The organism is Streptococcus mitis, from assembly GCF_023110375.1.
GTDB lineage: Bacteria > Bacillota > Bacilli > Lactobacillales > Streptococcaceae > Streptococcus > Streptococcus mitis_CI.
Genome location: NZ_JALDVV010000003.1, coordinates 68,927 through 80,652, shown reverse-complemented (window position 1 = coordinate 80,652; position 11,726 = coordinate 68,927). Strand labels below are relative to the sequence as shown.

The 11,726-nt window shown below is 41.3% G+C and carries 9 protein-coding genes; 3 read left to right on the top strand and 6 right to left on the bottom strand.

Annotated features, from left to right (window positions below; all coding sequences use genetic code 11):
• Positions 1–37: 37 nt before the first annotated feature.
• The 4 genes from M1G12_RS03695 to M1G12_RS03680 all read right to left on the bottom strand — a co-directional run bounded on the left by M1G12_RS03695 (position 38) and on the right by M1G12_RS03680 (position 5,926).
• The gene (locus M1G12_RS03695) at positions 38–742 is read right to left on the bottom strand and encodes an MIP/aquaporin family protein (protein ID WP_247949412.1); all 705 of its coding nucleotides are present in this window, start codon (positions 740–742) and stop codon (positions 38–40) included.
• A gap of 69 nt (positions 743–811) precedes the next feature.
• Positions 812–2,638 (bottom strand): type 1 glycerol-3-phosphate oxidase, encoded by a 1,827-nt coding sequence (gene glpO / locus M1G12_RS03690; protein WP_247949411.1) that lies wholly within the window; start codon positions 2,636–2,638, stop codon positions 812–814.
• A 193-nt stretch (positions 2,639–2,831) separates the two neighbouring features.
• On the bottom strand, positions 2,832–4,340 hold the full coding sequence (glpK, locus tag M1G12_RS03685; protein WP_000076785.1) for a glycerol kinase GlpK: 1,509 nt from the start codon (positions 4,338–4,340) through the stop codon (positions 2,832–2,834).
• 158 nt (positions 4,341–4,498) lie between these two features.
• Positions 4,499–5,926 carry an AcpB/EbpR/MafR family transcriptional regulator gene (locus tag M1G12_RS03680; protein WP_247949410.1) on the bottom strand — a complete coding sequence of 476 codons (1,428 nt, stop codon included), beginning with the start codon at positions 5,924–5,926 and terminating at the stop codon, positions 4,499–4,501.
• A gap of 164 nt (positions 5,927–6,090) precedes the next feature.
• Between M1G12_RS03680 and hslO the strand changes: the two genes are divergently transcribed.
• The 3 genes from hslO to M1G12_RS03665 are packed head-to-tail and all read left to right on the top strand — an operon-like array spanning position 6,091 to position 8,477.
• Entirely contained in the window at positions 6,091–6,963 is an 873-nt protein-coding gene (gene hslO / locus M1G12_RS03675) for an Hsp33 family molecular chaperone HslO (protein ID WP_247949409.1), read from the top strand.
• Positions 6,950–7,930, top strand: a complete 981-nt coding sequence (dusB, locus tag M1G12_RS03670; protein ID WP_000183308.1) for a tRNA dihydrouridine synthase DusB — start codon at positions 6,950–6,952, stop codon at positions 7,928–7,930. The genes hslO and dusB overlap by 14 nt, the downstream gene beginning before the upstream one ends.
• 1 nt (position 7,931) lies before the next feature.
• Complete coding sequence (locus tag M1G12_RS03665; protein ID WP_247949408.1) at positions 7,932–8,477, top strand: cysteine hydrolase family protein; 546 nt, start codon at positions 7,932–7,934, stop codon at positions 8,475–8,477.
• 302 nt (positions 8,478–8,779) lie between these two features.
• On the opposite strand, the gene M1G12_RS03660 is transcribed toward M1G12_RS03665, so the two are convergent.
• Both M1G12_RS03660 and M1G12_RS03655 read right to left on the bottom strand, forming a co-directional pair.
• Complete coding sequence (locus tag M1G12_RS03660) at positions 8,780–11,047, bottom strand: ABC transporter permease (protein ID WP_024057546.1); 2,268 nt, start codon at positions 11,045–11,047, stop codon at positions 8,780–8,782.
• On the bottom strand, positions 11,044–11,721 hold the full coding sequence (locus tag M1G12_RS03655) for an ABC transporter ATP-binding protein (RefSeq protein ID WP_000614115.1): 678 nt from the start codon (positions 11,719–11,721) through the stop codon (positions 11,044–11,046). The genes M1G12_RS03660 and M1G12_RS03655 overlap by 4 nt, the downstream gene beginning before the upstream one ends.
• Between the last annotated feature and the right edge of the window lie 5 nt (positions 11,722–11,726).

Sequence of the window (11,726 nt, the reverse complement as noted above, 5' to 3'; positions counted from 1 at the left end):
TTTCATCTCAAGCTTTTCAACATAATTGTTTTCTAGATTAGAAAAGCGAGAATACAAGCACGGCCAAGGCTGCACCGATAACAGGTCCCACAACTGGAATCCAAGCGTAAGACCAGTCTCCGTCTCCCTTGTTTGAAATTGGCAAAATGCTATGCATGATACGAGGTCCAAGGTCACGCGCAGGGTTCAAGGCAGAACCTGTTGTCCCACCTAGTGATAGAACGATACCGACAATCAAAGTTCCCACTGCGAAGGTTCCGATTCCTGCTTGAAGGTCATAAAGTCCCAAAGCAAAGATTGTCAATACCAATACAAAGGTGCCAAGGATTTCACTAATCAAGTTTGATACAGTATCTTTTATAGCTGGTCCAGTACTGAAGGTTGCCAGGATATTGCCTGCATTTTCTTCTGCCTCATAATGCGGTTTGAATTGCAACCAAACCAAAATCTGACCCAGCATAGCCCCTGCGAACTGAGCTAGGATGTATGGGAAAACGGAAGCCCAAGAGAGCGTTCCTTTTAAGGCCATCGCAAACGTTACAGCTGGATTTAGGTGGGCTGGGCTGAGCGTGCCAGATACAAAAGCCGCAACGGCTACAGCAATTCCCCAACCCATAGTAATCACAATCCAACCTGCATTGTTGCTCTTGGTTTTAGGAAGAACCACACCTGCAACAACACCATTTCCTAGAAGAATCAGGATTAAAGTCCCTAAAAATTCTCCAAATAATTCATTCATCATCTTTCTGTCTCCATTAAAAAGAAGGGGCGGGCGACAAGGAGTTCTGCCCGCCACCTCTTTTATTCTTTCTTAATTTTTTAATTCTGCTAAATCGTTGTTAGCGAGAGCTGCTTCGACATCCGCACGGTAGCCTGCTTTTTCTTCTTCTGACCAATCATAGAATCGTCCCATTTCGTCCAAAACTGGCTCAACGATGCTATCCAAACTATCACGCATAAAGAGCATGTGGTTGGTACGACGAAGAAGGAAGTCAACTGGGCTCAGAGCCAACTCATTGCGCATTGCATAGTGAAGTGACAAAGTGTCTGCCAAACTGAGTCCTGGCGCTTGTTCCAAACTATGAGCAAGAGCAAAGACCTTCGGTGCATTTGAACCGTAAAGATTTGCTAGATAGTGAGCTTCCTTGCTATCCAATCCACGTGACACTCCAAGTTGCGCAAAGGCTTCGATTTCTGAGTCCACATTTGCTGGATTCAATTCTCCACCTGAAACAGGGTAAGTCTTAGAGTTGATGAGTTTAAAACTACGGTCAAATTCTGCTTTGAGGATATCGACCACGCGCTCCATAGCTCCTTCAGCCATCTTACGGTAGTCTGTAATTTTACCACCAGCAAGGGTCAGCAGACCATTATCATCACGGTCCAAGCTAGAACCACGAGAAACTGCGGATGGGTCCAAATGTTTCTCAGATGTGCTGCTTTCAAGCTTGCTGACAGCAGATTCAACATCTTCACGCGTTTTTTCTTTCGATAGATAAGCTTCGACAGTCGCAATCAAAGTATTGAAGCTCTCATCGCTAATGGTTCCGTTATTTCCGCCATTGTAGTCAGAAGCACTATTGCCTGCGATCAATGGACGAAGACCTGCCCAGCTGCTTTCGATATCATCAATGGTGATATTAGCTTCTGGGAAGCGGTTGTTGACAATGCCAAGCAGATAATCTACATCTTCCTGCGTCACTTTTGGATGTTCTAAATCTCCTGTGTAGTCTGTATCGGTTGTACCGAAGTAAGTCTTGTTTTCACGTGGGAGAACAAAGACCATACGGCCATCACCCAAACCTGTATCAAAGTAAACTGGCTGTGAAACCTTGATTTTGCTTGAATCCACTACCAAGTGAACTCCCTTAGTTGGACGCATTTGTGAGAATTGTGTTCCCTTATTAGACAAATTGCGCACCTTGTCGCTCCAAGGACCTGTTGTGTTGATAACCAGACGAGCCTTAATTTCAAAGACTTGGTCTGTCAACAAATCACGAGCTACAACACCAGTAATCTTGCCACTTTCGTCAAAGAGGAAGCCTTCTGCCTTAACATGGTTGGCAATGAGGGCACCATCTTGATTGGCACGTTTGATGTTTTCAATCACGAGACGCGCATCGTTGTTACGGAAGTCAAGGTAAACCCCGCCTCCTACCAAGCCTTCTTTCTTCAAGTTTGGTTGACGTTCCAAGACTTCTTCCTTGCTCAAGACCTTGTTGGCTGCTGGCGTATTGTTAACCCCTGCCAAAAGGTCGTACAAGTCCATGGCTACTTTCAGACGGAAGAGGCTAAAGGTCGCTCCATCTTCATCGTAAACTGGCAAGAGCATTGGGTCTGGTTTTGGAATGTGTGGAGCGATTTGTTGAACTACTGCACGTTCAGAAACCGTATCTGACACCACTTCCACGTCAAATTGTTTGAGGTAACGCAGACCTCCGTGAACCAATTTTGTTGAACGACTTGATGTTCCTTCTGCGAAGTCCTGCATTTCGATCAAACCAGTTTCAAGACCACTAGCTGCCGCCTGCAAAGCTACACCAGCACCAGTGATTCCTCCACCAATAATCAAGAGGTCCAGGGTTCGTTCCTGCATTTTTTTAATTGATAATTCACGTGTTTTCTTTGAAAATTCCATATTTACACACTTTCTAACTAAGTCGCTTTATTCTTCCAGTATTATACTCTTCGAAAATCTCTTCAAACCACGTCAGCGTCGCCTTACCGAATGTATGGTTACTGACTTCGTCAGTTTCATTTACAACCTCAAAGCAGTGCTTTGAGCAACCTGCGGCTAGCTTCCTAGTTTGCTCTTTGATTTTCATTGAGTATTAGTCATCGATTTCCGCAAAGACTTGCGTTGCTTTTACAGCCTTCTTCCAGCCCTTGTAGAGTTGTTCCTTGCGAGATTCGTTCATCGATGGCTCGAAGAGCTCTCCTGTCTCATTCAAGAGTTTCAACTCATCCAAGTCTTTCCAATAACCTACTGACAAACCTGCTAGGAAGGCTGCTCCTAGGGCTGTTGTTTCCAAGTTTTTGGCGCGTGCGATATCGATTCCCAAAATATCAGCTTGGAACTGCATGAGGAAATTGTTCATAGCTGCACCACCGTCTACTTTCAAGACTTGGATAGCTGTCTGAGCATCCACTTGCATGGTGTCGATGATGTCACGTACTTGATAAGCAATAGATTGCAAAGTCGCCTTGATAAAGTCTTCTTTAGTTGTTCCACGAGTTAAGCCAAAGACAGAACCGCGAGCGTTTTGGTTCCAGTATGGAGCACCTAGACCTGTAAAGGCTGGAACGACATAAACTTCATCATTGTTGTGAGAATCACGAGCGTATTTTTCAGATTCTGGTGAATTTTCAACCATTCGAAGACCGTCACGAAGCCACTGAATAGCACTTCCTGCAATGAAGATAGAACCTTCCAAGGCATAGTAAACCTTGCCGTTAATTCCGTAACCAATGGTTGTCAAGAGGTTGTTTTCAGACAACTGCATCTCTTCACCAGTATTCATGATGATGAAAGAACCTGTTCCATAAGTATTCTTAACCATACCTGGTTCAAAGGCCAACTGCCCAAAGAGGGCTGCCTGTTGGTCCCCAGCCATACCTGAGATTGGCACTTCTCCACCGTAGAAATGGAATGGAGCTGTCTTACCGTAGATTTCAGAGTTAGAACGAACTTCAGGCAACATTGCTTTAGGAATGTTAAGGATTTCTAAAATCTCATCATCCCATTTGAGTTCTTTAATGTTATAAAGCATGGTACGAGCTGCGTTTGAGTAGTCAGTCACGTGAGCCGCACCGTCAGTCAATTTCCAAACCAACCAAGTATCGATAGTACCAAAGAGCAATTCCCCTTTTTCTGCTCGCTCTTGAGCGCCTTCTACATGATCCAAAATCCAACGAACCTTGGTCGCAGAGAAGTAAGCATCGATGATCAAACCAGTCTTTTCATGGAATTTTTCCACATAACCTTGGCTTTTTAGTTGCTCAGCCAAAGGTGCTGTCTGACGTGATTGCCAAACGATAGCGTTGTAGATAGGGAGCCCTGTTTTCTTATCCCAGACAACAGTTGTTTCACGCTGGTTGGTGATCCCGATTGCTTCAATTTGATTTGGCTTGACACCACTTTCGATGAAAGCACCCGCAATAACTGACTGGACGGAGTTCCAAATTTCATTGGCATTGTGCTCTACCCAACCTGCCTGAGGGAAAATCTGGGTAAACTCTTTTTGACTCGAGCTAACCTTTTCCCCTTTTTTGTTGAAAATGATAGCACGAGAACTTGTAGTTCCCTGGTCAATGGCCATAATGTATTTTTCTTGTGACATGTGCTGTCCTCCTGATAAAGATCTTGAGGATGTTTCCTCTTTACACTTACTAGTATACAAAATAAAGCGCTTTCCTGTCTATCAATTTTTTTAAAATTTTAAAAAAAAGTGAGGAGATTGTGCGAATTTCACAAAAAAGACCTGAAAATTCAGGTTTTTTAGGCAAATAGCATCTGACGAATCGTAGCTAAATCTTCCAAATCCAAGTCGTTTTTTAAATAATAGACTGGTGTCTGCTCCTTCTTATGAATCGGGTTATTGGTAACCAGCAAATCATAATGTCGACTGGGGTCATAGGCTTCAATAGTAATGAAACGATTGTATTCCAAATACCGTTTCAAAAGGGCAGCCATCCTAGAAAAGACAAGGAAACCAGATGTCAAATCCAGACCAATCCTCATATGTTGGCCACCATTTTCTGCCATATACTCTATCAACTGGAGCCATTCCCAGAGAATTTTCTTATCCAAATCCGTCCCCTGCTGAAAGGCAGGTATAGCATGAAAAATTCTCTCTGCAGTCCCTCTAAAATCATGTTCCATCAGCAAATAGGGATGACGATTCTCTGTCTGGTATCTGTACTGATCTTGCAAGATATAGCCCTTGTAGAGATAAACTTGACCACAAAGCTGGCTGAGTTCATAGGTGACATGGTCCTCTGTGTAGTCCCCCAGCAGCTCCTCCTTCTTCATCTCTTGAATCAATTGCGTCAGCAAATCGGCTAATTGCCCTCCAAAACCAAGGATATACTCCATAGTATGAAGGGGCAAGATACGATGGGAAAGGAGAAATGAAAAGAATACCATCATCTCACCATCCTCAGTTCCTAGAGGGATATGTTGCCCAGCAAAAAAGGACGGAGCCTTTCTCAGCAAACGAAGGTAGAAAATATTGTCAAAATACCCTCGCATTTTTTCTTCTATGACTTGAAACTGACAGGCGTTAACCCGAAGGCGCTGTTGACTGATGTGAACCCAGAGAACCAAGTCCAGTTTCTGACCTGAAGACAAGCTAGCACCGCAGATTTCTTCTAAGCTGGCAATCTCCTGCTTTCTCTCTGGCTTCTGCATATGTCCTTCCCATTCCTGACTGGACCACAACTTGCGAAAAAGACAGAAATAGAAATAGCGAATCTGATGCTCCGGACCTCGCCAACGGCCATTTTGGATGGATAAGTCAAACTCTGACAAAATCTGATTTAGACTAGCTAAGTGGCGACCAAGCGTGGCCTCGCTAATCATCAATTCTTGAGCCAACTGATGAGCTAGAAACTGTTGGTGATAGAGAAGGTAAACCAAAATTTGGTACTTAATGGCATTGTCTAGAAACAAGCTCCGAATCTCTCTCCCCTTGGTAGCTGCACCAATCGACAAGCGCAGATTTTCATCTTCCAAGTGGATGGTCAGCTCTAATCCTCTTTCCAAGGCATTTTCGTTAATCAGAGAGATATACTTGGTTAAGGTCGCCTTTGAAAAACCTGTTTCTTCCATGGCTTCCTTGACTGTTGTCTGCGAATCTTGTAATAGAAAGGAAAGGACTAAAAATTGGCCAGATTCGGCTTTTTCCATCAAATCACCTAAATACATTTGTTACCCCTTTCATTTTCTCCTTCAAGCATAGCATAAATCTTTCAAATGCTGAAATAATCTGTTTCTCTTTTTATTTTCATGCTGATTTCCTGGTCCATTATCCTGAAAATCAGCAAACACACGGCTCCCCCTTTGGGCATTTTTATGCTAAAATAGTAGCTATGGATAAAATTATTAAAACAATATCAGAAAGCGGAGCCTTTCGTGCTTTTGTCCTTGATAGCACGGAAACCGTCCGCACTGCTCAAGAAAAACACCAAACCCAAGCTAGCTCAACTGTAGCGCTTGGTCGAACTCTTATCGCCAGCCAGATTCTCGCAGCCAATGAAAAAGGGAATACCAAATTAACAGTTAAGGTACTGGGATCTAGCTCTCTAGGGGCCATTATCACGGTCGCAGATACCAAGGGGAACGTCAAAGGCTATGTTCAAAATCCTGGTGTTGACATCAAAAAGACTACAACTGGTGAAGTCCTAGTCGGACCTTTTGTTGGCAATGGTCAATTCCTCGTTATCACCGACTACGGTACTGGAAATCCTTACAACTCTATGACTCCCCTCATCTCTGGGGAAATCGGTGAAGACCTGGCCTTTTACCTGACCGAAAGCCAACAAACCCCTTCAGCAGTCGGCCTCAATGTCCTTTTAGACGAAGAAGACAAGGTCAAGGTTGCAGGTGGTTTCCTAGTTCAAGTCTTGCCAGGAGCTAAGGAAGAAGAGATTGCTCGCTTTGAAAAACGCATCCAAGAAATGCCAGCTATCTCAACCCTTCTGGAAAGCGACGACCATATCGAAGCCCTCCTCAAGGCTATCTACGGTGACGAGGCCTACAAGCGTCTTTCTGAAGAAGAAATCCGTTTCCAATGTGACTGTAGCCATGAACGCTTTATGAACGCTCTTGCTAGCCTTCCAAGCTCAGACTTACAGGAAATGAAAGAGGAAGACCACGGGGCAGAAATCACTTGTCAATTCTGCCAAACTACTTACAACTTTGATGAAAACGACCTGGAGGAACTCATTCGTGACAAATCTTAATACACCCTTTATGATTGGCAATGTTGAGATTCCCAATCGTACCGTTTTAGCGCCTATGGCTGGCGTAACCAACTCAGCCTTTCGTACCATCGCAAAAGAGCTCGGAGCTGGACTCGTTGTAATGGAAATGGTCTCTGACAAGGGAATTCAATACAACAACGAAAAAACCCTACACATGCTTCATATCGATGAGGGCGAAAATCCAGTCTCTATCCAACTTTTTGGTAGTGATGAAGACAGCCTAGCACGCGCAGCAGAATTCATCCAAGAAAACACCAAAACCGATATCGTGGATATCAACATGGGCTGCCCAGTTAATAAAATCGTGAAGAACGAAGCTGGCGCTATGTGGCTCAAGGATCCAGACAAAATTTACTCTATCATCAACAAGGTTCAATCGGTCCTTGATATCCCCCTCACCGTCAAAATGCGTACCGGCTGGGCTGATCCATCTCTTGCAGTAGAAAATGCCCTCGCTGCTGAAGCAGCAGGTGTTTCTGCCCTCGCCATGCATGGCCGTACCCGTGAACAAATGTATACAGGTCACGCAGACCTCGAGACCCTTCACAAGGTCGCTCAAGCTTTGACCAAGATTCCATTTATCGCCAACGGTGACATCCGTACAGTTCAAGAAGCCAAACAACGCATCGAAGAAGTCGGTGCTGACGCAGTCATGATTGGCCGCGCTGCTATGGGAAATCCTTACCTCTTCAACCAAATCAACCATTACTTTGAAACAGGAGAAATTCTACCTGATTTGACCTTTGAAGACAAGATGAAAATCGCCTACGAACATTTGAAACGCTTGATTAACCTCAAAGGGGAAAACGTAGCAGTTCGTGAATTCCGTGGCCTCGCTCCTCACTACCTCCGTGGAACATCTGGCGCTGCCAAACTCCGTGGAGCCATTTCACAAGCTAGCACCCTGGCAGAGATTGAAGCCCTCTTGCAATTGGATAAGGCATAAAATGGTTCATACTGCTCTACTGATTATCGATATGCAAAAAGCATTTGATAGATTTATCTGGGGAGAACGAAACAACCCTCAAGCTGAACATCAAGCACTGAGGGTACTGGCATACTTTCGTAAACACGCTCTTCCAGTCTTACACGTTCAACACATATCTGACAATCCCCAGTCGCAATTTCATAACAAACAAAATCAGGAGTTTAAAAGTGGATTTGAGCCAGTTACTGCAGAACCTGTCTTTCACAAAACGGTTAATAGCGCCTTTATTGGAACAAATCTTGAAACATATTTACGAAAAAATCAGATTTGTCATTTAGTCGTTGTTGGTTTGACCCTGCCTCATTGTGTATCTACTACGACACGAATGGCAGCAAATCTTGGTTTTGAAGTCACTTTACTAGCAGATGCCACTGCCAGTTTTACCCTATCTAACAAAAACGGTCAGGCCATCTCTCCTGAGACTATCCATGAGATTAATCTCCTTTCTCTACAAGATGAGTTTGCTCAAATTCTTACTACAGAAGAATTTTTAACCCAAGTATAAGTATAAAATAATCCGTCAACTCTTATTGAGCTGACGGATTTTGAATGCAGTAATGCAGTGAACCGAAACACAAATAGGTAAATTTAGACCTTATACTCTTCGAAAATCTCTTCAAACCACGTCAGCATCGCCTTACCGTATATAGGTTACTGACTTCGTCAGTTCTATCTACAACCTCAAAGCAGTGCTTTGAGCAGCCCACGGCTAGCTTCCTAGTTTGCTCTTTGATTTTCATTGAGTATTAGAACTGATGATTAACAATTATTCATAAATGTCTATAAATTCACTCAGAACTGACTATACTAGTCTACCCCCTTTAGAGCACTAATCATGTCAATCTTTCTCATACGAAGACTAATAAAATAAGCAGTCCCTAAAGATGTAAACCAAACCAATAACGTAGCAGAAGCAAGGACATACATACTGATATAAGCGGTATACTCAATTCGAATCGTCGAAAATGTTGCTACATATTCTTTCAAAAACCATATGCCTAAAGGAATTCCTACTAGCCAACCAATAAAGGTAGTTAGTATAGTCTCAAAAAGAGTTACCATCTGTAGATATTGATTAGAAAATCCTAATACTTGTAATGTAGCATAGTCTCTCATTCTCTCTACAAAGTTTAAAGAGCCCAGATTATAGAGAACAATAATAACAAGTAATAAGGCAAAGCCAATAATCATTAGAAATACACTCATCAAACTAGATACAAAATCATAGGCATTTTTTTCTTGGCTCCCTTTTTCAATGACAGATAGAACACCTTTGTCTTGCTTAATAGTATCTTCGTCCACCTCCGGCCCAACTAATAAAGTATGTGGAGTAAAATCTCCCCCTGATTTTTCAAAGACTCTAGCATGAAGATAAGCCCCTTGATTGGTTTCACTTGTGACAATCCCTTTTACTTCAAACTTGTAAGTATGACCATCTTGATAGGGAGTCACATTTAAAAAATCTCCGACTTTAATACCTGCTAAATGGGCAAATGATCTAGTTACATACAAACCATCATCTTTCAAAGAATCAGCACTCTCTGTTTTTGCTTGGATCATATCTCCATCATCAAATATAATCAATAAACGATTGTAGCTATCATCTGGATTAAAATGTGCTTGTGAGATTTGTACGCCTTGCCCACCATATCTGGACTTAGAAGTGGTATAATCCGCTACGGTCAGTCGTTTTGAATAAGAAAAATCTTCATTATATGCCTTATCAACAAGATGATTCATGGACACAGGCATACCAATTCCAGCAATCAGTAACATCATACTTCCTGCAACTCCCACGATTCCCATCAAAACTCGAATACGATTAAACGAGGCATCCCGAATTGCCCATCTTGAAGGATAAGAAATTCGTTGCCAGATAGAGGAAAATCTTTCTACAAAGACAGATTTAGCAACTTTTTCTTTACCTCTTAAAAATATTGCTGGTAAGCCTCTAGCTGACTCTCTAGAAGCTAAATAGGCAGCTAAAACACAAATAATAATGACTACAATACCAACGACTATTGATGAAGATGAATAAGAGATTTGCCAATTTGGAAGTGTAAACATTGACTTTTGAGTTTCTAGTACAAACCATGACATCAAGGGAGAAATAGCAAAGCCTGCAAAACTTCCTAATAAACTTACTACTAAGCCAAATAAAATATAATGTAAACTGATAGCCTGATTTGAAAAACCTAAAGCCTTTAATACAGCAATCTCTTTTGTTTGGCCATCAATCAAACGCTGAATGGTTGTAAACATAGCCAAAATAGCTAACAAAATAAAGATAAAAGAAAATAAGTAAGATAAGTTTCTAATTTGCCCAACTCGATCGGTAGCTTCTGATATTTCAGTTAAACTTTTTTGATCTTGATAAGAAATTAAATCGCCCCCAAAAATAGACTCTAAATCTCCTCGCAAATCTATCTTAGAGCCATAAATTTCTAAGGCATTATCTGACGATAAACCCAGAATTCCTTTTGCAATTTCATTATCTGCAATATAACCATAGGCATCATTGTCAGGATTTGGAGCTATATATTCCATGCTACCTGTAAAATAAATCTTATCTGTTGCCTGAACAAATCCTACAATTTCTAAATCTATCTGTTTCCCCCTTGATGAAATAGAAATTGAATCTCCAATCTGTAATTGATTCTTCTTAGCATAATTCCCATCAATCCAAATCGAATCTTGTTTTCCTTCAGAAAAAGGACTTCCTTCTGTTACTGTAACCAGTTGATTATCTGTAATCGTTTCAAGATTGATTCGTCCATCAGTCTTGTCTAAACGAACAATATTAGCAAATCCTTTCTTTTTACTGATAACTTTTTCAACAGAAGATAATAGTTCAACCTGCTTAATTTTTGATTCATCAATTTGTCTCGCTTGAACCCAAACAACAGGAAGTTCAGATTGTTTCAAATAACTCTGTAGACTCTTTTCAAGTCCATGCCAAGCTCCTTGTAGACCTACAAAGATTAATACACTTAATAGAGACATCAGAAAAACAGAGAAAAATTGTTGCCAATTTTGCCGGAGATCTCTTAATAATTTTATATGAAGATACCTCATCCCAACACCTCTTCATTATTCTCTATTTTTTCAATACTTCCATCTTTCAAATATATAACTCGATCTGCAAATTTAGCAAACTCCCTATTGTGTGTAACCATTACAACTGCAGCATTCCCATTTCTAGAAACTTCCTTCAATAAAGTTAAAATACTATCGCCTGTCTTTGAATCTAACGCTCCTGTAGGTTCATCACACAATAATAGACTAGGCTCTTTAGCCAATGCCCTTGCAATTGATACACGTTGCATTTCACCTCCAGAAAGCTGATTAGGAAAATTATTTTTTCTATGAAGTAAACCAACTTGATCTAAATACATATCAATTTCTTTATTGTTTTTCACTAAATTTGCTGCAATACCTACATTCTCCTTGGCTGTTAAACTTGGAACTAAGTTATAAAATTGAAAAACAAAACCAATTTTATCTTTTCGATAAGCAGATAATTCCTTGTCTGTAAATTTTGTTACTAGTTCCTCATCAAATATAAAGGTTCCCGATGTCGCACGATCCATCCCACCAAGTAAATTTAGTAACGTACTTTTCCCTGAACCTGATGGACCTAAAATAACTGTAAATTTCCCTTTCTCAATGGAAAAACTAACTTGATCTAAAGCACGAACTTCTTGCTCCCCCACCTTATAAATCTTACTAATATTTTGAAACTGAATCATATATA

What these genes read in the sequence shown, in the direction of transcription:
- glpK (WP_000076785.1), bottom strand. Translation starts at nt 4,340, where the DNA reads ATGTCACAAGAAAAATACATTATGGCCATTGACCAGGGAACTACAAGT.
- M1G12_RS03660 (WP_024057546.1), bottom strand. Translation starts at nt 11,047, where the DNA reads ATGAGGTATCTTCATATAAAATTATTAAGAGATCTCCGGCAAAATTGG.
- glpO (WP_247949411.1), bottom strand. Translation starts at nt 2,638, where the DNA reads ATGGAATTTTCAAAGAAAACACGTGAATTATCAATTAAAAAAATGCAG.
- M1G12_RS03695 (WP_247949412.1), bottom strand. Translation starts at nt 742, where the DNA reads ATGATGAATGAATTATTTGGAGAATTTTTAGGGACTTTAATCCTGATT.
- M1G12_RS03665 (WP_247949408.1), top strand. Translation starts at nt 7,932, where the DNA reads ATGGTTCATACTGCTCTACTGATTATCGATATGCAAAAAGCATTTGAT.
- hslO (WP_247949409.1), top strand. Translation starts at nt 6,091, where the DNA reads ATGGATAAAATTATTAAAACAATATCAGAAAGCGGAGCCTTTCGTGCT.
- M1G12_RS03680 (WP_247949410.1), bottom strand. Translation starts at nt 5,926, where the DNA reads ATGTATTTAGGTGATTTGATGGAAAAAGCCGAATCTGGCCAATTTTTA.
- M1G12_RS03655 (WP_000614115.1), bottom strand. Translation starts at nt 11,721, where the DNA reads ATGATTCAGTTTCAAAATATTAGTAAGATTTATAAGGTGGGGGAGCAA.